This window comes from Streptomyces sp. NPDC101151, assembly GCF_044768335.1.
Lineage (GTDB): Bacteria > Actinomycetota > Actinomycetes > Streptomycetales > Streptomycetaceae > Streptomyces.
The window spans coordinates 1-19,689 of the sequence record NZ_JBIWPP010000012.1 but is presented as its reverse complement, the minus strand read 5'-3'; the positions used below and the strand labels follow the sequence as shown (position 1 = coordinate 19,689).

20 protein-coding genes are annotated in these 19,689 nt (G+C 71.8%); 12 read left to right on the top strand and 8 right to left on the bottom strand.

The window, feature by feature from the left end; all coding sequences use genetic code 11:
* Positions 1-37: 37 nt before the first annotated feature.
* Genes ACIRU3_RS22810 through ACIRU3_RS22800 form a run of 3 tightly spaced genes read left to right on the top strand, consistent with a single transcriptional unit; the run spans position 38 to position 1,862 of the window.
* Complete coding sequence (locus tag ACIRU3_RS22810) at positions 38-256, top strand: hypothetical protein (RefSeq protein ID WP_404058998.1); 219 nt, start codon at positions 38-40, stop codon at positions 254-256.
* 42 nt (positions 257-298) lie between these two features.
* Positions 299-1,186, top strand: a complete 888-nt coding sequence (locus ACIRU3_RS22805) for a hypothetical protein (RefSeq protein WP_404058995.1) — start codon at positions 299-301, stop codon at positions 1,184-1,186.
* Positions 1,179-1,862: a PhzF family phenazine biosynthesis protein gene (locus ACIRU3_RS22800; RefSeq protein ID WP_404058994.1), complete on the top strand. Its 684-nt coding sequence runs from the start codon at positions 1,179-1,181 to the stop codon at positions 1,860-1,862. The genes ACIRU3_RS22805 and ACIRU3_RS22800 overlap by 8 nt, the downstream gene beginning before the upstream one ends.
* 129 nt (positions 1,863-1,991) lie before the next feature.
* Here ACIRU3_RS22800 and ACIRU3_RS22795 read toward each other — a convergent pair whose 3' ends face one another.
* Positions 1,992-2,639 (bottom strand): heme oxygenase (biliverdin-producing), encoded by a 648-nt coding sequence (locus tag ACIRU3_RS22795; RefSeq protein WP_404058991.1) that lies wholly within the window; start codon positions 2,637-2,639, stop codon positions 1,992-1,994.
* 163 nt (positions 2,640-2,802) lie between these two features.
* On the bottom strand, positions 2,803-3,660 hold the full coding sequence (map, locus tag ACIRU3_RS22790; protein ID WP_404058989.1) for a type I methionyl aminopeptidase: 858 nt from the start codon (positions 3,658-3,660) through the stop codon (positions 2,803-2,805).
* A 58-nt stretch (positions 3,661-3,718) separates the two neighbouring features.
* Here map and ACIRU3_RS22785 point away from each other — a divergent pair, with 58 nt between their 5' ends.
* Positions 3,719-3,958 carry a hypothetical protein gene (locus ACIRU3_RS22785; protein ID WP_404058987.1) on the top strand — a complete coding sequence of 80 codons (240 nt, stop codon included), beginning with the start codon at positions 3,719-3,721 and terminating at the stop codon, positions 3,956-3,958.
* Here ACIRU3_RS22785 and ACIRU3_RS22780 read toward each other — a convergent pair whose 3' ends face one another.
* Both ACIRU3_RS22780 and ACIRU3_RS22775 read right to left on the bottom strand, forming a co-directional pair.
* A complete protein-coding gene (locus ACIRU3_RS22780; protein WP_404058985.1) occupies positions 3,959-5,236 on the bottom strand; it encodes an MFS transporter in 1,278 nt (425 codons plus the stop codon).
* 79 nt (positions 5,237-5,315) lie between these two features.
* Positions 5,316-5,912 (bottom strand): hypothetical protein, encoded by a 597-nt coding sequence (locus ACIRU3_RS22775; RefSeq protein ID WP_404058983.1) that lies wholly within the window; start codon positions 5,910-5,912, stop codon positions 5,316-5,318.
* Between the two features lie 112 nt (positions 5,913-6,024).
* Between ACIRU3_RS22775 and ACIRU3_RS22770 the strand changes: the two genes are divergently transcribed.
* Genes ACIRU3_RS22770 through ACIRU3_RS22760 form a run of 3 tightly spaced genes read left to right on the top strand, consistent with a single transcriptional unit; the run spans position 6,025 to position 8,120 of the window.
* Complete coding sequence (locus ACIRU3_RS22770; protein ID WP_404058980.1) at positions 6,025-7,098, top strand: exo-alpha-sialidase; 1,074 nt, start codon at positions 6,025-6,027, stop codon at positions 7,096-7,098.
* Positions 7,099-7,135: 37 nt separating this feature from the next.
* Positions 7,136-7,849, top strand: a complete 714-nt coding sequence (gene npdG / locus ACIRU3_RS22765; protein WP_404058977.1) for an NADPH-dependent F420 reductase — start codon at positions 7,136-7,138, stop codon at positions 7,847-7,849.
* 52 nt (positions 7,850-7,901) lie between these two features.
* On the top strand, positions 7,902-8,120 hold the full coding sequence (locus ACIRU3_RS22760; protein WP_404058975.1) for a hypothetical protein: 219 nt from the start codon (positions 7,902-7,904) through the stop codon (positions 8,118-8,120).
* Here the strand turns inward: ACIRU3_RS22760 and ACIRU3_RS22755 are convergent.
* Entirely contained in the window at positions 8,110-8,910 is an 801-nt protein-coding gene (locus ACIRU3_RS22755) for a site-2 protease family protein (protein ID WP_404058973.1), read from the bottom strand. The two genes, ACIRU3_RS22760 and ACIRU3_RS22755, sit on opposite strands and share 11 nt — an antisense overlap.
* Before the next feature lie 105 nt (positions 8,911-9,015).
* Between ACIRU3_RS22755 and ACIRU3_RS22750 the strand changes: the two genes are divergently transcribed.
* Positions 9,016-9,504: a DUF6578 domain-containing protein gene (locus tag ACIRU3_RS22750; RefSeq protein WP_404058971.1), complete on the top strand. Its 489-nt coding sequence runs from the start codon at positions 9,016-9,018 to the stop codon at positions 9,502-9,504.
* A 14-nt stretch (positions 9,505-9,518) separates the two neighbouring features.
* Positions 9,519-12,785, top strand: a complete 3,267-nt coding sequence (locus ACIRU3_RS22745; RefSeq protein WP_404058968.1) for a BTAD domain-containing putative transcriptional regulator — start codon at positions 9,519-9,521, stop codon at positions 12,783-12,785.
* Positions 12,786-12,797: 12 nt separating this feature from the next.
* On the opposite strand, the gene ACIRU3_RS22740 is transcribed toward ACIRU3_RS22745, so the two are convergent.
* The 3 genes from ACIRU3_RS22740 to panB all read right to left on the bottom strand — a co-directional run bounded on the left by ACIRU3_RS22740 (position 12,798) and on the right by panB (position 15,781).
* Positions 12,798-13,658: an ABC transporter permease gene (locus ACIRU3_RS22740; protein ID WP_404058965.1), complete on the bottom strand. Its 861-nt coding sequence runs from the start codon at positions 13,656-13,658 to the stop codon at positions 12,798-12,800.
* Positions 13,655-14,680: an ATP-binding cassette domain-containing protein gene (locus ACIRU3_RS22735; protein WP_404058963.1), complete on the bottom strand. Its 1,026-nt coding sequence runs from the start codon at positions 14,678-14,680 to the stop codon at positions 13,655-13,657. Before ACIRU3_RS22735 ends, ACIRU3_RS22740 begins: the two co-directional genes overlap by 4 nt.
* Before the next feature lie 234 nt (positions 14,681-14,914).
* Positions 14,915-15,781 carry a 3-methyl-2-oxobutanoate hydroxymethyltransferase gene (gene panB / locus ACIRU3_RS22730; protein ID WP_404058960.1) on the bottom strand — a complete coding sequence of 289 codons (867 nt, stop codon included), beginning with the start codon at positions 15,779-15,781 and terminating at the stop codon, positions 14,915-14,917.
* A 222-nt stretch (positions 15,782-16,003) separates the two neighbouring features.
* Between panB and ACIRU3_RS22725 the strand changes: the two genes are divergently transcribed.
* From ACIRU3_RS22725 to ACIRU3_RS22715, 3 genes are all read left to right on the top strand, one after another.
* Entirely contained in the window at positions 16,004-17,590 is a 1,587-nt protein-coding gene (locus ACIRU3_RS22725; RefSeq protein ID WP_404058957.1) for an MFS transporter, read from the top strand.
* 75 nt (positions 17,591-17,665) lie between these two features.
* Complete coding sequence (locus ACIRU3_RS22720; protein WP_404058954.1) at positions 17,666-18,295, top strand: TetR/AcrR family transcriptional regulator; 630 nt, start codon at positions 17,666-17,668, stop codon at positions 18,293-18,295.
* Between the two features lie 269 nt (positions 18,296-18,564).
* On the top strand, positions 18,565-19,533 hold the full coding sequence (locus ACIRU3_RS22715) for an endonuclease/exonuclease/phosphatase family protein (RefSeq protein WP_404059471.1): 969 nt from the start codon (positions 18,565-18,567) through the stop codon (positions 19,531-19,533).
* The last annotated feature ends 156 nt before the right edge of the window (positions 19,534-19,689 follow it).

The window sequence follows — 19,689 nt, the reverse complement described above, 5'->3', positions numbered from 1 at the left end:
CTACTACAAGGCGGGCGCCCGACTCGACCCGCTCGACGTGTCGGTGGCCCTGACCGACGACGCCGAACTCCCGGCAGGCGACGGCTCGGAAGCATCCACCGGCGGCACAGGGAGCGGTGGCGTCACCGGTTCCACGACGGGCGGTGTCACCGGCAGCCTGGCCGCGACCGGCACCGGCACACCGGTGACCGCGGTGGCCGCGGCGGCGGGTGCCGCAGCGGTCCTGGCGGTGCGCCGTCGGCGCCCGGAGGCGTAATCCGCTGTCGCACCCTCGCCGCTGTCCCCGAGACTGGCCCGCATGGACAGGGCGCACAGGGAACCGCTGGGGCCGGGCGGCCTGGTACTGGACGTACGGGGCCGGCCCGGCCCGCCGCCGTTGCGTTTCGAGCGCGCGCCCGGCGGGCGGTTGCTGCTGCGGCAGGGGGGGCGGCCGGTGCTGCTGGGCCGCGAGGAACAGGGCTGCTCGCGGGAGGGGCTCTTCGTGCACCGCCTGGCGGGCTACCGCTCACCGCTGCCGCCGCCCCGCTCGGCGCGGCAGCGCCGTCCGGGAAACTGGGTTCACCGGTACGCGCGTCTGCTGGAGGAGACACCGCAGGACGGACCGCTGTACGACGGCCGATGGCTCCTCGGAGCGCGCCACCGGTTTCCGACGTACGTCTGGTGGGGTGACTTCCTGCGGGACTGGCCCGGCGGTCACCTGGACTGGTGCGCGGGCGGCTGGGAGGGAGTCGTACCGCTGCGGCGGCTGTCGTCCGAGGACGACCCGCGCGTGAAGGCGTACCGCAGGCACGCCCGCGAGGGCACCCTCGCGCCGGTTCTCCTGTGGTGGGTCCCACTCCTCGACGGCTGGGTCGTCCTCGACGGCCACGACCGGGCGGTCGCGTCTGTCGCGGAGGGCCGGACCCCGCCGTGCGTGGTGCTGACCCGGGTGCCGGACGAGGAGGACTGGCGCCGCAGCGCCGACGAGGTGACCGAAGGACACGAACGGAGGATGGAGCGGCTGACCGCCCGCCCCGCCGTCCCCGGCGTCGAGCGGCAGCGGGACACGCTGGTACGGGCGTACGGCGACGTCATGTCCTCGCTGCCCTACGAGGCGGCTGCCACCCGCTCCTGGCCCCTGCCCGGCGGCGCCCCCGTCTGGGACGCGCTCGCCGACGCCGCGATGTTTCAATTCCCAAGTGACTGACTTCGACGTACTCCGCGTCTTCTGCGGACCGAACGGCGGCTACGGCAACGAACTCGGCGTCGTCCGCGATGGCTCGGTGATGCCCGAGCGGAGCGACCGGCAGGCGTTCGCCGCGAAGCTCGGATTCAGCGAGACCGTGTTCGTGGACGACCCCGAGCGCGGGGTCATCGACATCTACACCCCCACCCTGCGCCTGCCCTTCGCCGGTCACCCCTGCGTCGGCACGGCCTGGCTGCTGGACGTGCCCGAACTGGTCACGCCCGCCGGCGTGGTCGGGGCCCGCCTGGACGGAGAGTTCAGCTGGATCGAGGCCCGCGCGGAGTGGGCCCCACCGCGCACCCTGCGCCAGTACGCCTCCGCCGCCGAGGTCGACGCCCTCGACGTGCCGCGGCCGGGCGAGCAGGACGAGCCGGGGGTCCCCCCGGACGAAGTCCGGCGGTGGATCTACGCGTGGGCCTGGGAGGACGAGGCGGCCGGCCGGATCCGTGCCCGCGCCTTCCCCGGCCGCGACGACGGCATCGAGGAGGACGAGGCGACGGGCGCGGCGGCGCTGCTGCTCACCGACCGGCTGGGCCGCGCACTGAACATCACCCAGGGCAGGGGCTCCCAGATCCTGACCGCGCCGCAGCCCCACGGCTGGGTGGAGATCGGCGGCCGGGTCGTCCTGGAGCGCTGACCGCACCGCCCGTCCCCTTCGGCGACGCCGACGGGGGCGGACGCGTCCTCGCCGTCACCGTCACCGGGCACGACGGCCACCCGGAGCCGGCCGACCGGGCCGGATGATCAGCGCCCGGCTCGGCGAGGGTCAGGCGGACAGCGGGAACTCCTCGCCCAGGGCATGGAAGACCCCGGTGTTCAAGGCGAACGCCTTCTTGCACTCCGTTACGATCCGCTGCTTCTCCAGGTCGTCGGCCGCGACCCCGTCCAGCAGTTCCCGGTAGTCCCGCTTGAACGCCGCCGGGTTGGGGATTCCCTCGAAGACGTAGAAGCGGACTCCGTCCCCCTTCTTGGCGAAGCCCCAGGTCTTCTCGGCCTTGTCGCGGATGATCTGCCCGCCGGAGAGGTCGCCGAGATAGCGGGTGTAGTGGTGGGCGACGTACCCGCCCGGCCAGCGCTCGGTGCACTCCCGGATCCGCTCCGCGTACGCGAGCGTCGACGGGAGTGCGCTCAGTCCGGCCCGCCAATCGGGGCCCCGCAGATGCGCCAGGTCCCGCTCCAGCGCGGCCAGCCGGAACAGCTCGGGACGGATGAACGGCCCCGTGACGGAATCCGCCGCCAGCCGCTGGGCCGCGCTCTCCAACGCCTCGTAGACGAACCACAGCTGCTCCGTGTACCGCGCGTACGCGGCCACGCCCAGCCGGCCGCCGAGCAGGTCGCTCATGAACGTCGAGGTCTCCGCCTCCACATGCTGCTCGTGGGACGCGGTGCGGATGAGGGTCGAGAAGGAGTCCATGAGGAGATCCTCTAAGGTAAGGCTTACCTAAGTCAATGCCCTTGTCGACGTCCTGTCGGGAACTTTGCCGACAGGCTGTCGGTAAGAGCGTACAAGAGAAAGCCCGCTCCCGTCAGGGAGCGGGCTCGGCGGCGATCGGCGATCAGTGACCGGCGATCGGCGGTCAGGGGAGAGTCAGGATCTCCGCGCCGGTCTCCGTCACCACCAGGGTGTGCTCGAACTGGGCCGTCCGCCGACGGTCCTTGGTCAGGACCGTCCAGCCGTCCTCCCACATGTCGTACTCGTGCGTGCCCAGCGTCAGCATCGGCTCGATGGTGAAGGTCATGCCGGGCTGCATGACGGTCGTCGCGTGCGGGCTGTCGTAGTGCGGGATGATCAGGCCCGAGTGGAACGACGAACTGATGCCGTGGCCGGTGAAGTCCCGGACGACCCCGTAGCCGAAGCGCTTCGCGTACGACTCGATGACCCGGCCGATGACGTTGATCTGCCGGCCCGGCTTGACCGTCTTGATCGCCCGGTCGAGGGACTCCCGGGTCCGCTCCACCAGCAGCCGCGACTCCTCGTCGACGTCACCGACGAGGTAGGTGGCGTTGTTGTCGCCGTGCACCCCGCCGATGTACGCGGTCACGTCCAGGTTGACGATGTCGCCGTCCGTGAGGACCGTCGAGTCCGGGATGCCGTGACAGATGACCTCGTTGACCGAGGTGCACAGGGACTTGGGGAAACCGCGGTAGCCGAGCGTGGACGGGTAGGCGCCGTGGTCGCACATGTACTCGTGGGCGACCTTGTCCAGCTGATCGGTGGTCACGCCGGGCGCGATGATCTGCGCCGCCTCAGCCATCGCCTGCGCGGCGATGCGACCGGCGACGCGCATTGCCTCGATGGTCTCCGGGGTCTGCACCTCCGGTCCGGTGTACGGCGTCGGCGCGGGCTTGCCGACGTACTCGGGGCGGCGGATGTTTCCTGGTACCGAACGGGTGGGAGAGAGCTCCCCTGGTACGAGCAGCGACTGGCCAGACATGTCAGCGAGTCTAACCAGCGGGCATGGGGGAACATGTCGGTGGCGAGAGGAGCTGTTCATGGCCCTGTTCAAGAAGCGCACCGTCGGCAAGCCGGGCGAGTGGTACTACTGCCTGGAACACAAGAAGGTCGAGGAAGGCCCGGAGTGCCCGGGCAAGGACCGCTTCGGGCCGTACACCTCCCGGGAGGAGGCCCAGCACGCGATGGAGACCGCGCGTGAGCGCAATCTCCAGTGGGAGACCGACCCGCGCTGGCACGACGCCCCCGCGGGCGGTGACAAGGCCGCCGACGGGGACTGATCACACCTGCGTGGGCGCGGTGGCGGCACGCCGCTCGCGCAGCCGTACCGCGTGCTCGTCGGTCCGGGCGTCGTAGGTCATCAGCCCCGGCAGGCACAGGGCCAGCAGGCCCATCGCGCCCACGCACAGCAGTCCGCCCGACCACACGGACGTCCGTACGCCCGTCCACGCGGCGACCCCGCCCGAGCGGACCTGGCCCAGCTGCGGGCCCACCGAGTACGACAGCAGTTCGATGCCGGCGAGGCGGCCGCGCAGCTCGTCGGGAATCGTCTGGTTCCACATCGCGGCGCGGAAGACCCCGCTGACCATGTCGCAGCCGCCGGCGACGGTCAGGAGCAGCAGCACCAGCCACACATGGCCGGCGATCCCGGCGGCCGCGACCGCCAGGCCCCACAGCGCGGCCGACAGCACCACCATCCGTCCGTGCCGGTGGACCCGCGAGGTCCAGCCGCTGGTCACGCCGACCACGAGCGCGCCCAGCGGGAACGTCGCGTACATCAGGCCGAGCGCCCACTCGGCGTGCAGGTCGTCGGCGAGGAAGGGCAGGACGGCCAGCGGCATGGCCAGGAACATCGCCGCGAGGTCGACGGCGTAGGTGCCGAGGAGTTCCTTGCGGCTCCAGGCGTAGCGGGCGCCCTCGGCGATGGCCCGCAGATCCGGCCTGGCCGCCTCGTGGGCGGCGGGGCAGGGGGCGATGCGCGCGATGAACAGCAGGGACACGGCGAAGGTCAGCAGGTCGGCGGCGTACGCCCAGCCGAGGCCCGCACAGGCGACGACCACGCCCGCGACCGCCGGGCCGGCCACTCCGCCGACGGTCCAGCGCAGGGAGTTCAGGGAGGACGCGGCGGGCAGGTCGTCGTGGGCGACGATCCGGGGCAGCAGGGAGTCCAGCGCGGGTCGCTGGACCGACACCAGGGCGGAGGAGAGGGCGGCGACCAGATACACCGGCCATACGGCAGGGCGGGGCAGCAGCGCGTTGAGCAGCAGGGCCGCGCTGAGCAGACCCTGACCTGCCTCCGTCCACACGATCAGGCGGCGCTTGTCGAGGGCGTCGGCGAGGGCACCGCCGTACAGCCCGAAGACGATCAGGGGGATCAGCTGCACGGCGCCGACGGCGCCCACGGCCGCCGCCGAACCGGTCAGGTCCTTCAGCTGGACCGGCAGCGCGACGAAGGTCAGGAAGCTGCCGAAGTTGCTGATCAGACCGGATGCCCACAGTCTGCGGAAGTCGGCGGAAGCCTTCCAGGGGGCGAGGTCGGGGAGGAGAGCTGAGGCCACTCGGGCATGCTCTGCCGGGCCGGAGTACGGGGCAACTGCTTTTCCCCGGCTCCGCCACCGGCCGGCTGGGCCGAGCGGGTCACCAAGGGGCAGCCGGCGGCGCCGTCAGAATCTCCGCCAGCCGGGACAGACGGTCCCGGAAACCCCGCCGGGCCCTCGGAGAGCCCGCGTTCTCGCCCGCCGCCGCGCTCACCAGGTGCTGCACGCTGTCCAGGTCCAGCTCCGCCCCCTCGGGGACGGCCAGCGTGTCATGGGCCATGGCGGACAGCTCACCCCCGCCCGCGCCCAGCGCCAGCACCGTCACCCCGGCCCGGCGCGCCGCATGCACCCGCTCCAGCAGCTCCGCCGGCTCCTCGGGGGCGACCACGAGCAGCGTCTCGCCGCGCCGCGCCTCCTCGATCCGGCCCGGCCCCACGGCCAGGTGCGCCGGGTCGGAGGGGCGCGCATGGTGTCGTACGAGCGTGGGAGCCAGCTCGGGAGTGCCCGACCAGGCCGCCTCGTCCACCAGATGGGCGGCCAGGTGCCAGGGCTCGTACTCACGCGTGCCCACCAGCAGCAGCCCGCCCCCGTGTGCCACCACGGAGCCCCGCAGCACCCCGGCGAACCGCCGGGTGGCCCCCAGCCACTCGGTCCCGGCGAGCACTTCACGCAGCAGCGCGACCCGTACGGCGTCCATGCGACCGCATCCTGCCTCAACCGGTCACTCGTGACGTGGAGTTCACCCCGAATTCGCCCAACCTGGGGATGTCGACAGCCCATCCGTTTCCACGGCCGTGAGGAGCCGCTCCATGACCGACGTGTCCGTCCCCTTCCGCGCGGGCCGCGAGGGATACGCCAGTTACCGCATCCCGGCGGTGGTCGCGAGCAACAAGGGCACCCTCCTCGCCTTCTGCGAGGGACGGGCCGACTCCGCCGCCGACCACGGGCACATCGACATCGTGCTGAAGCGGTCCACCGACGGCGGCCGCACCTGGGGCCCGCTCCAGGTCGCCGCGAGCAACGGGAAGAACCTCGCCGGCAACCCCGCCCCCGTCGTCCTCGACACCGGCCGGATCCTGCTCGTGCACGTCCGCGCCGCGGCCGGTGCCACCGAGGCGGCCATCCTGCGCGGCCAGGTCAAGGCCGCCGACGGCCGCCGGGTGTGGGTGCAGCACAGCGACGACGACGGCGCGACCTGGTCGAAGCCGAGGGAGATCACCGGGCAGGTGAAGAAGCCCGGCTGGCGCTGGTACGCCACCACCCCGGGCCATGCCCTCCAGCTCGGCTCCGGGCGCGTCCTCGTCCCCGGCAACCACACCCTCGCGCCCACCGGCACCGACACCGGCGCCGAGGCCAAGTACAACAGTGGCCACTGCCTGCTCAGCGACGACCGCGGCGAGACCTGGTATCTCGGCTACCTGGACGAGAACACCAACGGCTACATCAACGTCAACGAGACCACCGCCGCCGAACTCCCCGACGGACGCGTCTACTTCAACACCCGAAACGACTCGCCCGCACCCGGCAACCGCGCCGACGCCCACTCCCGGGACGGCGGGAAGACGCTGGTCAAGCCCTTCCGCCCGCAGGCCGGACTCACCGCCCCGGTCTGCGAGGCCAGCGTCCTGCAGCTGCGCGACCCCGACCTGCTCCTCTTCTCCGCCCCGGCCGACCCCGCCGCCCGCGCCCTGATGACCGTCCGCGCCTCCGGCGACGGCGGCACCACCTGGCGCACGGCCCTGTCCGTCGACGGACTGCCCGCCGCCTACTCCGACCTGGTCCGCATCGACCGGGGCACCGTCGGACTCCTGTACGAGACCGGGGACTTCAGCGCCTACGAGACGATCACTTTCCGCCGGGTACCCGTGACGCGGCTCACCTGACCCGGTGCCACCTCGCCCACGGACGTAGAGTCGCCCCATGACCTCTACCGACAGCGCACAGACTCCCGCGAAGGCCCCCGCCAAGGACCCCTGGGACCTGCCCGACGTCTCCGGACTCGTCGTCGGCGTGCTCGGCGGCACCGGCCCGCAGGGCAAGGGCCTCGCCTACCGGCTCGCCCGGTCCGGCCAGAAGGTGATCATCGGCTCGCGAGCCACCGAGCGCGCGCAGGCCGCCGCCGAGGAGCTGGGGTACGGCGTCGAGGGCGCCGACAACGCCGAGACCGCGCGCCGCAGCGACATCGTGATCGTCGCCGTGCCGTGGGACGGCCACGGCAAGACACTGGAGTCCCTGCGCGAGGAGCTGGCCGGCAAGCTCGTCGTCGACTGCGTGAACCCGCTCGGCTTCGACAAGCAGGGCGCCTACGCCCTCAGGCCCGAGGAGGGCAGCGCCGCCCAGCAGGCAGCCGCCCTGCTGCCCGACTCCCGGGTCGCCGCCGCCTTCCACCACCTGTCGGCCGTGCTGCTCCAGGACCCGGAGATCGAGGAGATCGACACCGATGTGATGGTGCTGGGCGAGGCGCGCGCCGACGTGGAGACGGTCCAGGCGCTCGCCGGGCGCATCCCCGGCATGCGCGGCGTCTTCGCGGGCCGCCTGCGCAACGCCCACCAGGTCGAGTCGCTGGTCGCGAACCTGATCTCCGTCAACCGCCGGTACAAGGCGCACGCCGGGCTCCGCGTCACCGACGTATGAGCGCATGGGGGACACTGTCGTCGTAGCAGTGTCCCCCGCAAGGAGCCGACCCATGCCCCTCCTGCCCCCGCCCGCCCCGACCCGGCGACTCGCCCTCTACACCCTCGTCGTCTGCGTCCTCGCCGTCGCCGCGGCGATCGTCTCGTTCGTCCAGGGCAGCTGGCTGGGGATCGTCTGGGTGCTGCTGGCGGGCCTGTCGTCCAACATGACCTGGTACTACGTCAAGCGCGGCCGGGCCGCCGCGGCACAGGGCACGTCGGTCACGGGCTGAACGTGCACACCTCCGGGGTGTCGCGCCAGAAGCGGTAGATCTCCTGGCCGCAGGCGCGGGAGAAGTCGTCGACGCCCAGGCCGCGCATGATCGCGTCGATCGCGTCGAAGAAGACACTGTTCACCGACGGCACCCACAGCAGCGCGAAAACGAACAGCAGCCCGAACGGCGCGAACGGCTCCACCTGCCGCTTCACGTTGTACGACAGCCACGGCTCGATCACCCCGTAGCCGTCCAGGCCCGGCACCGGCAGGAAGTTCAGGAGCGCGGCCGTCACCTGCAGCAGCGCCAGGAACGCCAGCGCGTACCGGAAGTCGCGGGGCACGCCGTCCAGGGCGTGCAGCCAGAACGGTGCCGTGCACACCGCCGCGAACAGTACGTTCGTCAGCGGGCCCGCCGCCGAGATCATGCTGTGCCGCCAGCGGCCCTTGATGCGGTTGCGTTCGATGAACACCGCGCCGCCCGGCAGACCGATTCCGCCCATGATCACGAACACCACCGGAAGCACGATGCTCAGCAGCGCGTGCGTGTACTTCAGCGGGTTCAGCGTGAGATAGCCCTTCGCGCCGACCGAGATGTCCCCGCTGTGCAGGGCGGTGCGAGCATGCGCGTACTCGTGCAGGCACAGGGAGACGATCCAGGCCGCCGTCACGAACAGGAACACCGCGAGCCCCGGCTGCTCGGCGAACCCCGTCCACGTGGCCCAGCCGGTCACCGCCGTTACGGCCAGGATCCCGACGAACACCGGGCTGATCCGGCGCTCGCCGTGGCGGGTGGTGACGGTCGTCATGGGCTGCTCCTGCGGGCGGGTACGGTCGGGAGGCCGACCGTACCGGCCGGGGACTCGCGGGGGAAACGTCTCGCGGTGGCCGTCCGGTTCCTGGAGGGTGGGGGAATGGCACGGATGAGGGTGTTCTACGAGGACTGGCAGATGGGGTGCTGCGGCGAGCCCTTCTCGGTGGGCGACGAGGTGGGCTGGCGCCTGGTCGCCCTCGACGAGGAACAACTGCGGGACGGGCACTGCTACGGCGCCCGGGCCTGGGTGGAGAACCACGGCGGCCCCGACCGGGAGACGGCCGGCCGTGTGCGCTCCATCGACCTGGTGCACCAGGAGTATCTGGCCCACCGTGACCCGCTCGCCGTCGAACCCGCCGCCGCGGAGCCCGGCACGCTGGTCGTCCGGGGAACCGGGCGCAGACTCGAACCGGGCCCCGGAGCGCCGGTCCTGGAGCCCGTCGACAGCTGTCCGAAGTGGTTCGAGGAGTTCGAGGACGAAGAGCAGGCACCGCGGCAGGTGCCGTACCGAGTCCGCCGTGCCGTCGGCGTCCTCGTCACCCTGGAGGTCCCGGACGCCACACCGCACCGGCCCCGTGACCGGTCCTGACCGCTCCGGAGACAATGGACCTCGTGCGCTATCGCCTCCTCGGCCCCACCCAGGCACTCCGCCCCGACGGCACGCCCGTCCCGCTCGGCGGAGCGCGACTGCGTGCCCTGCTGAGCATCCTCGCGCTGCGGTCCGGCCGGACCGTCCCGACCGACCTGCTGGTGGACGAGGTGTGGGGTGCACAGCCGCCCGCCGACGCCACGGGCGCGCTGCAGGCGCTGGTCGGCCGGCTGCGCAGGGTGCTCGGCGCCGACGCGGTCGCCTCGGCCGAGGGCGGCTACCGGCTCGCCGCCGCCCCCGACGACGTCGACCTCACCCGCTTCGACCGGCTGACCGGCGAGGGACTGCGCGCCCTGGCGGACGGCGACCCGGCCAAGGCCGCCGTGGTCCTGGACGACGCACTCGCCCTGTGGCGCGGCCCCGCGCTCGTGGACCTGCCCGACCGCACCGCCGAGGCCGCCCGCTGGGAGACCCGCAGGCTGGACGCGCTGCGTGCCCGGCACACCGCCGCCCTCGCCCTCGGCCACGCCGAGCAGTCCCTGCCCGAGCTGGCCGCGCTGTGCGACGGCCACCCCCTGGACGAGCCGCTCCAGGCGCTGCGGCTGCGCGCCCTGCGCGACGTGGGCCGCCCGGCCCAGGCACTGGCCGCCTACGACGACGTACGACAGCTGCTCGCCGACCGGCTCGGTTCCGACCCTGGGACCGAACTGCGCGCCCTGCACGCCGAGTTGCTGACCGAGACCGCGCAGGAGCCGCACCCCGAGCCGTCCGCCGCCCTCGGCAACCTGCCCGTCCGGCTCACCTCATTCGTCGGCCGGGAGAGCGACATCGCGGCCATCGGCGCCGATCTCACGGCGGCCCGGCTGGTCACCCTGCTCGGGCCGGGCGGGGCCGGCAAGACCCGGCTGTCCCAGGAGGCCGCCGAGGCGGCAGGACACACCGCACGGGACGGCGTGTGGCTGGCCGAACTGGCGCCCCTGGACGACCCGGCCGCCGTACCGCAGGCCGTGCTGACCGCGATCGGCGCCCGCGAGACCGTGCTGCACGGCGCCGGCGTCGAGACCATACGCGCGGGCGCCGACCGGCACGGCGACCCGGTCGAGCGGCTCGTGGAGCACTGCGCCCGGCGCCGGATGCTGCTCGTCCTCGACAACTGCGAGCACGTCGTCGAGGCGGCCGCCCGTCTGACCGAGCAGCTGCTGGCCCGTTGCCCGGAGCTGACCGTGCTGGCCACCAGCCGTGAACCGCTCGGTGTGCCGGGTGAGCTGGTGCGCCCCGTGGAACCACTGCCCGAGCCGGTCGCCCTGCGGCTGCTCGCCGACCGGGGCGCGGCGGCCCGGCCCGGATTCCGGATCGAGGACGACCCCGAGGCGTGTGCCGAGATCTGCCGCCGGCTCGACGGACTGCCCCTGGCGATCGAACTGGCCGCCGCCCGACTGCGCCTGCTGACGCCCCGCCAGCTGGCCGGGCGGCTGGACGACCGCTTCCGGCTGCTCACCAGCGGCAGCCGCACCGTGCTGCCCCGCCAACAGACGCTGCGCGCCGTCGTGGACTGGTCCTGGGACCTGCTCGGCGAGGACGAACGCGATGTCCTCTCCCGTCTGTCGGTCTTCGCCGGCGGCTGCGACCTGGCCGCCGCCGAGGCCGTGTGCGGCCCCGCCGCCCTGGACGCGCTCGGCTCCCTGGTCGACAAGTCCCTGGTGGTGGCCGCCCCGGCAGTGGGCCCGGAGGCCGACGGCGGGATGCGCTACCGGCTGCTGGAGACCGTCGCCGAATACGCGGGCGAACGGCTGGACGAGTCCGGGCGCCGGGCCGAGGCCGAGCGCGCCCATCTCACGTACTACCGCGAACTCGCCCGCACCACCGACCCGTTGCTGCGCGGCCCCGACCAGCGTGCCGCCATCGACCGGTTCCAGCGGGAGTACGAGAACCTGCGCACCGCCCTGCGGCACGCCGTCGCCCTCGGCGACGAGCAGGAGGGGCTCAGCCTGGTGCTGTCCCTGGTCTGGTACTGGCAGATGCGCGACCTGCGCAGCGAGTGCCGCACCTGGTGCCGGGAGGTCATGGCCCTCGGTCCCGACCCCTTCGCCGAGCCGGCCCGCCCCGCCCGCCCGGTCCTGCGGCGCTGCACCGACAGCCCGCCCCCGCTCACCGGCGAACTCCTCGCCGAGGCCCGGCGCGGTGTCCATCTCGCCACCCTGGACACCGACACGGAGGTCTGGGCGACCCCCGAGGCACAGGCCAGGCTGCGCGTCATCGCCCGGGTCTACGAGCCCGGCCTGCCGCAGACCTGCCGCGTCCCGGGCATGATGTGGTTCTTCGCCGAGATGCTGACCAGCGGCGGTGACCGGGTGCGCGAGGTCATCGACGCCACCGTGCGGACCTGCCGGGACACCCCCGGCTACGACTGGGAACTGGCCGGCGCCCTGCAGATGCGCGCCAACCTGCTCGCCAACCGCTCCGCCTGGGCGAACGACGCCTCCCGCGACGCCGACGAGAGCCTGGACATCTACCGCCGCCTCGGCGACGAGTGGGGCGCCGCGGAGGCGCTGTCCGCGCGCGGCGAGGCCCACGAACGCAGGGGCGCCTACCAGGAGGCGGCCGCCGACTACGAGGCGGCGATAGAGCACGCCGAGCGCCTCGGTGCCCGCGCCCAGATGGCCCTGCTCCGCGCCCGGCTCGGCAGCGTGCTCATGGAGGCGGGCGAACTCGAGCGCGGCGAGCGGATGCTGCGTGACGTCATCGCCCGCCAGGAAGGCATCGCCAACGAGTCGATGCCGGCCGCCCGGCTCTTCCTCGCCTGCTGGCTGGGTGTGACCGCCCGCACCGCCGAGGCGCGCGAGCAGCTGCGGCTGCTGCGGGAGGAATTCAAGATCAACTACTTCGTCGTCTTCGACGTCATGATCCTCGCCCAGGAGGCCTGGCTGGACAGCCTGGACCGCCGGTCGGAGGAAGGCCTGGCCCGCGCCCGCAGGGCACTGAGGCTCGCCGAGGACCCGTTGTCCCGGGTCGTCACCCCGCATCTCCCGTCCGTCTGCCTCACCATCGCGGCGATGGCGATGGCCGGCGCCGACGGCGGCACCCGTGCCAGGGACGCCGCCCGCTGCCTGGCCGCCGCCGAGGCCCTGCTGCCGGAGGGGCATCTCTCCTCCGGCATGGAGCGCCGGGTGTACGAGCTCACCGAGTCCCGGATCCGGGAGACGCTCGACGGCTCCGCGTACACGGCCGCGTACGCCGAGGGCGGCGGCCTCTCCCTCGTGGAGGCCACCGCCCTGGTCTGACCCCGGTGAACGTCAGGTCTTCGTACGGAACTTGTGGATCGCGACCGGCGCCATCACCGCGGTGATCGCCACCGACCAGCCGATCGTCACCCACAGGTCGTGGGCGACCGGGCCGCCGATCATCAGTCCGCGCGCCGCGTCGGCGAGCGTGGACAGCGGGTTGTAGTCGGTGAAGTGCTGCAGCCAGCCCGGCATGGACTTGGTCGGGGCGAAGATGGACGAGCCGAACTGGAGCGGGAACAGCACCAGGAAGCCCATCGCCTGCACCGACTGCGCGTTCTTCAGGATGACGCCGAGGGTGAGGAACACCCACATGATCGACGAGGCGAACAGCGCGGACAGGCCGACGGTCGCGAACAGGCCGGGCCAGTTGGTGATGTCGAAACCGACCAGGACGGCGACGACCATCAGCACGGCCGTCGCGAACAGCATCCGCGTCAGTTCCACCGTGATCTTCGCGAACAGCACCGAGCCACGCCCGATCGGCAGGGTCCGGAAGCGGTCCATGACACCGGAGTTGAAGTCCTGGCTGAACCCGGTACCGACACCCTGGGACAGGGTCATGCTCATCATCGCGATCATGCCCGGGATCACGTACTGCACGTAGCCGTTCTGGCCGCCGCCCAGGGCCTGCCCGATCGAGCCGCCGAAGACATACACGAACAGCAGGGTGAACACGATCGGCATCAGCAGCGCGTCGAACATCGACTCGGGGTCCTGACGGATCCACAGCAGATTGCGCCGGATGAGCGCGCCGGTGTGCCGCAGATGGCCGCGCAGCGGGATACGGGCGTCGGCCGACGTGACAGGGTGCGAAGGGGTCGCGTGAAGCGTCTCGTTCAGGGTGGCGGTGGGTGACGGGTGGGCGCTCATGCGGCGACCTCTTCGCGGGAATCGGCGGTCTCGGTGTCCTGCGGGGCACCAGCACGGTGGCCGGTCAGGGACAGGAACACCTCGTCCAGGCTGGGCAGTTCGGTGCTGATGGCGGAGATGGTGATGCCGCGCGCGGTGACGGCGCCGACCACGGCGGTCAGCTGCTCGTCGCTGAGGACCGGCACCAGCAGGGTCCCGGTCTCGGTGTCCACGGTGGTGGTCGCGAGACCGGTGATGCCCAGATCGTCCAGCATGTCGGCGAGCGGGCGCAGCTGCAGCGGGTCCACCGGCCGCACCCGCAGGGTGCGTCCGCCGACCTTGGCCTTCAGCTCCTCGATGCCGCCGCTCGCGATGACCTTGCCGCGGTCCACGACGGTCAGCTCGGAGGCGAGCTGCTCGGCCTCCTCCATGTACTGGGTGGTGAGCAGGACGGTGACCCCCTCACCGACCATGGTCTTCACCTCGTCCCACACCTCGTTGCGGGTGCGCGGGTCGAGCCCGGTGGTCGGCTCGTCGAGGTACAGGACGGCCGGCCGTCCGATCATCGAGGCGGCCAGGTCCAGCCGCCGCCGCATGCCCCCGGAGTACGTGCTCGCCGGGCGCCTCGCGGCCTCCGTCAGCGAGAACCGCTCCAGCAGTTGGTCGGCGCGGGCGCGGGCGTCCTTGCGGGGGAGGTCGAGCAGCCGCCCGATCATGTACAGGTTCTCCCAGCCGGGCAGCTTCTCGTCCACCGAGGCGTACTGTCCGGTCAGGCCTATCACCCGGCGCAGCTGCCGTGGCTGCCGTACGACGTCGTACCCGGCCACGGTGGCCTGCCCGGCGTCCGGCGCGAGCAGGGTGGACAGGATCCGCACGAGGGTGGTCTTCCCGGCCCCGTTCGGCCCGAGCACCCCCATCACGGTGCCCTCCCGCACGTCCAGGTCGACCCCGTCCAGTGCCTTGGTCTCGCCGTAGTGCTTGACCAGTCCCCGCACGCTCACGGCGGGCCGCCCGCCGGCGGAGATGTCATCGATTCGCGTCATGCCCACGACGATGCCAGCCCCCACCGACAAACCACCGACAGCCGACCGACACCGCCCGACGGACTGCCGACACCACCGACGGACGCGAGAGCGGCGCCGGTGCAGGCGGAAGAGACGAGAGCGGCGCCGGTTCGGCACAGGGCGCCGGTTCGGCACAGAAAAAGGGGGACGGCCCGCCGACGGGGGATGATCGGCGGGCCGTCCGTGGTGCGGCGATGGCTCAAGCGGCAGCGATCAGTGGACGGAGTGCTCCTCGAGCGGGAACGTTCCGCCGACGACATCCTCGGCGAACTCCTTCACCGCGTTCCCCATGACCTCACGCAGGTCGGCGTACTTCTTGACGAACTTGGGCACCCGCCCAGGCGTCAGCCCCAGCATGTCGGTCCACACCAGCACCTGCGCATCCGTCTCGGGCCCGGCACCGATGCCGACGGTGGGAATGTGCAGCACCCGCGTCACCTCGGCCGCCAGTTCCGCCGGAACCAGCTCCAGCACGACGGCGAACGCGCCCGCGTCCTGCACGGCCTTGGCGTCGCGCAGCAGCTGCTGCGCCGCCTCCTCGCCGCGTCCCTGCACGCGGTAGCCCATCGCGTTGACGGACTGCGGGGTCAGGCCGATGTGCGCCATCACCGGGATGCCGGACTCCACCAGCAGCCGGATCTGCTCGTGCGACCGCTCGCCGCCCTCCAGCTTGACCGCGCCGACCCCGGCCTCCTTCACCAGCCGGGTCGCCGAGCGCAGCGCCTGCACCGGTCCCTCCTGGTAGGAACCGAAGGGGAGGTCGCCGACGATCAGGGAGCGCTGCGTGCCGCGTACGACGGCCGCCGAGAGCATGGTCATCTCGTCGAGGGTGACGGGCACGGTGGTCTCGTACCCGAGGTGACAGTTGCCCGCCGAGTCGCCGACCAGGATCACCGGGATCCCGGCCTCGTCGAAGACGGACGCGGTCATCGCGTCGTAGGCGGTGAGCATGGGCCACTTCTCGCCCCGCTCCTTGGCGAGGGCGATGTCGCGGACGGTGATGCGGCGAGTGCCCTTCCCCCCGTACAGCGCCTTGCTGCCGTCGGAAGGCTTGTTCTGGGCAGCCGAAAGCTGCGTCATGGCAACGGCTCCTTCAGTCATCTCGAGGCGCCCTGACGGCGTCCCCGGATCGCCTCCATGGTGGCACCTCGTGCCGGCGAGGGCCAGGGGGACCCCCTGTGATCCCTTCGGCGTGCGCCCGTGCCGTGCGGAGCGGTGGCCGCGGGCCCGCTGTGTAAGGCCTCGGTAAAGGAATTCAGATACGAGACGGTGCCGTATTGAAATGGACCTAGGGTCGAACACATGACAAGTTCCGTCCCTGCCTCCCGGATACCGGAAGCCGTGCACCGGCGCCGCTGGGCGATACTCGGCGTGCTGATGCTGAGCCTGCTCATCGTCGTGCTCGACAACTCGATCCTGAACGTTGCCATCAAGACCATCTCCACCCCGGCGCCCACCGGCCTCGGCGCGACCCAGAGCGAGATCGAGTGGGCGATCAACGCCTACACCCTCGTCTTCGCCGGGCTGCTGTTCACCGCAGGTCTCGTCGGCGACCGTCTCGGCCGCAAGAAGGTCCTGCTCGGCGGCCTCGTCGTGTTCGGTGTCGGCTCGGCCCTGGCCGCCGAGTCCGGCTCCCCGGGCCAGCTGATCGCCTACCGCGCCCTGATGGCCCTCGGTGCCGCCTTCGTGATGCCCGCCACCCTCGCCGTACTGATGAACGTCTTCGAGCGCGAGGAGCAGCCCAAGGCCATCGGCATCTGGGCCGGCGGCGTCGGCCTCGCCATCGCCATCGGCCCGATCACCGGCGGCGCGCTCCTCGACCACTTCTGGTGGGGCTCGGTCTTTCTGATCAACGTTCCGATCGTGCTCATCGCGCTCGCCCTGATGGTGTGGCTCGTGCCCGACTCGCGCGACCCGAAGCCCGGCCGTCTCGACCCCGTCGGCGTGGTCCTGTCCGTCGTCGGCCTGATCCTGCTGGTCTACGGCATCATCAAGGGTGGCGAGCTGGCCGACTTCACCGACGCCAAGGTGGTGGCGACCATCGTCGCCGGTCTCGCCGTCCTGGCCGGCTTCGTCGTCTTCGAGAAGCGCAGCGACCACCCGTCGCTGGACGTCACGTACTTCAAGAACAAGGTCTTCTCGGCCGCCATGAGCGCCATCGCGCTGGTCTTCTTCGCGCTGATGGGCGTCACGTTCTTCGGCGTCTTCTACACCCAGAGCGTACGCGGCTACTCGCCGCTGCAGTCCGGCCTGCTGATGCTGCCGCTGGCCGCCGCGCAGATGATCTTCGCGCCGCGCGCCCGGCTGCTGGTCGACCGGTTCGGCAACAAGGCCACGACCACCGCGGGCATGCTGCTGATCGCGGTGACGCTGGCCGCGTTCGCCACCTTCGAGGCCGACACCCCGATCTGGCTGCTGGAAGTCGTCTTCTTCCTCATGGGCACCGGCATGGCGCACATCATGACGCCGACCTCCGTCGTCATCATGCAGGCCCTGCCCCGCGAGAAGGCCGGCTCCGCCTCCGCGCTCAGCAACACCTTCCGTCAGGTCGGCGGCGCCCTCGGCATCGCCGTCCTCGGCTCGGTGCTCTCCGCCGCCTACCGCAACGGCATCGAGGGCAAGCTCGGCCTGCTGCCTTCGGGCCTGCGGGACACCGCGGGAGAGTCCATCGAGGCCACCCTCGGCGTCGCCGAGAAGCTCGGTCCGCAGGGCCGGGCCCTGGTCACCCCCGCCAACGACGCCTTCCTGCACGCCATGCACATCACCGCCCTGTGCGGTACGGGCGTCGCGCTCGTCGGTGCCGTGGTGGTGGCACTCTTCCTGCCGGGCAAGCCGCCGGCCGGTCAGCGGGGGGAGAAGGAACCGGAGTTGGTCGCGGCGTCGGACTGACATACGACCGCGGCTCCACGGGGGACGGAGGCCGCTGCGGGACAATCTCCGCAGCACACCGAAAGGACGGACGACGTGAGTCTTGCCGACAGCCGGACGCGACCGGCCGGCCCCGCGCGGGGCCGGCCCCGCAGCGAGGCCGTGGAGAACGCCATCATCGAAGGCGTGATGAAGCTCCTGGAGGAGGGCGTGCCCCTCGCCGAGCTCTCCATCGAGCGTGTCGCGCGCACGGCCGGCGTCGGCAAGGCCACGATCTACCGCCGCTGGAGCGGCAAGGAGGAGCTGTTCCTCGACGTCGTACGCGCGGCCGAGCCGCCGGACCCCGAACTCCCCGGCACCTCCATGCGCGACGACCTCGTCGTCATGCTGGAGTCCCTGCGTCAGCGAGGACTTGCCAGCCGCTCGTCGGCGCTCCTGCACAACGCCCACGCGCAGATGAAGAGCAGCCCCAGGATCTGGGTCGCGTACCACGAGAGAGTCATAGTGCCCCGGCGCAAGCTCGCTCTCGAGGTGCTGCGGCGCGGGCAGCGCAACGGCGAACTCAGGCCGGACGTCGATGTGGAACTGGCGAACGACATGTTCGTCGGCCCGATCCTCGTCCGCGCCGTGCTGCGCCCCGACGCCGACCTGCCCGAGGGCCTCTCCGAGCAGATCGTCGACACGGTTCTGGCGGGCCTACGACCCGTCAGCTCAACAGCCTCGTAGCACGTATGTGCGCGTTTCGTCACAGACCCCGTCCGTCCCGGGGGTAACCGGAACTCCCTGCCCCGCCTTCTTCGTCCTCGTCTTCCGTACGGCCGTCATGGGACGGCGGGAACGGAGCCGATCATCCCCTAGGGTCGGATGAACACAGGGGAACGACGGTGTGCACGGCAGGCAGTGAGGCAGACGGTATGGCGCAGCAGGCGTACATGACGGAGACGGACAACGGCGGCTCGGGGCCCGAGCGACCAGGATCCCGGCTTCGGCGCCTGATGCACCGCCTGTTCGACGGCTGGCGCGGCGATCCGCGCATCTGGCGCCGGGGCACGGTCCTCGGCGTGCTCGCGCTGCTGCTCGCGCTGGTGATGCTGCTCCACTCGCACATCCCCAACCGGGTGGGCAACCTCGGCAGTCTCACGGAGACCTTCCTGCCCTGGCTGGGCGTGGCCGTCCCGGTGCTGCTGGTCCTCGGTGTGCTCCGGAAGTCGGCCACCGCCCTGATCACGGTCCTGCTCCCGGCGATCGTGTGGCTGAACCTCTTCGGCGGACTGCTCACCGACAAGACGGGCAGCGGCGGCGACCTGATGGTGGCCACCCACAACGTGAACGCCGACAACCCCGACCCGGGCGCGACCGCCCGGGACGTCGCCTCCTCGGGAGCGGACCTGCTCGCCCTGGAGGAACTGCCCGCCTCCTCCGCCCCGGTCTACGAGAACGCGCTCGCGTCGACGTACAAGTACCACGCGGTCGTCGGCACGGTCGGCCTGTGGAGCAAGTACCCGATGACCGGCGTCGAGGCCGTCGACATCAAGCTCGGCTGGAAGCGGGCGATGCGCGCGACCGTGACGACCCCCAAGGGCCCGATCGCGGTCTATGTCGCCCATATGCCCTCGGTGCGGGTGAAGATGGAGGCCGGGTTCACCGCCCGGCAGCGCGACAAGAGCGCCGACGCGCTCGGCGAGGCGATCGCCGACGAGCCGCTGCAGCGGGTCGTACTGCTCGGCGACCTGAACGGTACGATGAACGACCGCTCGCTCAACGCCGTCACCTCGCAGCTGCGCTCCACGCAGGGCGCGGTGGGCAGCGGTTTCGGCTTCAGCTGGCCGGCCTCGTTCCCGATGGCGCGGATCGACCAGATCATGGTCAAGGGCGTCGAGCCGGAGAGCTCCTGGACCCTGCCGCGCACCAACAGCGACCATCTTCCGGTGGCTGCCCGTGTGAAGCTGGACACGTCCTCGTAACCCGTCGGAACAGTGGGCCCGGGAGATTTTGTTCCGTAGCTGAACATAAACTGGACGGAACTCCGCTCTCCCCTGAAAGGCACAGGCCCTTCATGCCCCTGGCCCTGCTCGCTCTGGCCGTCGGCGCTTTCGGTATCGGTACGACCGAGTTCGTGA

Bases quoted from the DNA above. Each gene is read 5' to 3' on its own strand.
- npdG (WP_404058977.1), top strand. From the start codon at position 7,136: ATGACCTCTACCGACAGCGCACAGACTCCCGCGAAGGCCCCCGCCAAG.
- ACIRU3_RS22795 (WP_404058991.1), bottom strand. From the start codon at position 2,639: ATGGACTCCTTCTCGACCCTCATCCGCACCGCGTCCCACGAGCAGCAT.
- ACIRU3_RS22785 (WP_404058987.1), top strand. From the start codon at position 3,719: ATGGCCCTGTTCAAGAAGCGCACCGTCGGCAAGCCGGGCGAGTGGTAC.
- ACIRU3_RS22740 (WP_404058965.1), bottom strand. From the start codon at position 13,658: ATGAGCGCCCACCCGTCACCCACCGCCACCCTGAACGAGACGCTTCAC.
- ACIRU3_RS22745 (WP_404058968.1), top strand. From the start codon at position 9,519: ATGGACCTCGTGCGCTATCGCCTCCTCGGCCCCACCCAGGCACTCCGC.
- panB (WP_404058960.1), bottom strand. From the start codon at position 15,781: ATGACGCAGCTTTCGGCTGCCCAGAACAAGCCTTCCGACGGCAGCAAG.
- ACIRU3_RS22760 (WP_404058975.1), top strand. From the start codon at position 7,902: ATGCCCCTCCTGCCCCCGCCCGCCCCGACCCGGCGACTCGCCCTCTAC.
- ACIRU3_RS22735 (WP_404058963.1), bottom strand. From the start codon at position 14,680: ATGACGCGAATCGATGACATCTCCGCCGGCGGGCGGCCCGCCGTGAGC.
- ACIRU3_RS22750 (WP_404058971.1), top strand. From the start codon at position 9,016: ATGGCACGGATGAGGGTGTTCTACGAGGACTGGCAGATGGGGTGCTGC.
- ACIRU3_RS22755 (WP_404058973.1), bottom strand. From the start codon at position 8,910: ATGACGACCGTCACCACCCGCCACGGCGAGCGCCGGATCAGCCCGGTG.
- ACIRU3_RS22805 (WP_404058995.1), top strand. From the start codon at position 299: ATGGACAGGGCGCACAGGGAACCGCTGGGGCCGGGCGGCCTGGTACTG.
- map (WP_404058989.1), bottom strand. From the start codon at position 3,660: ATGTCTGGCCAGTCGCTGCTCGTACCAGGGGAGCTCTCTCCCACCCGT.
- ACIRU3_RS22725 (WP_404058957.1), top strand. From the start codon at position 16,004: ATGACAAGTTCCGTCCCTGCCTCCCGGATACCGGAAGCCGTGCACCGG.
- ACIRU3_RS22775 (WP_404058983.1), bottom strand. From the start codon at position 5,912: ATGGACGCCGTACGGGTCGCGCTGCTGCGTGAAGTGCTCGCCGGGACC.
- ACIRU3_RS22770 (WP_404058980.1), top strand. From the start codon at position 6,025: ATGACCGACGTGTCCGTCCCCTTCCGCGCGGGCCGCGAGGGATACGCC.
- ACIRU3_RS22715 (WP_404059471.1), top strand. From the start codon at position 18,565: ATGCACCGCCTGTTCGACGGCTGGCGCGGCGATCCGCGCATCTGGCGC.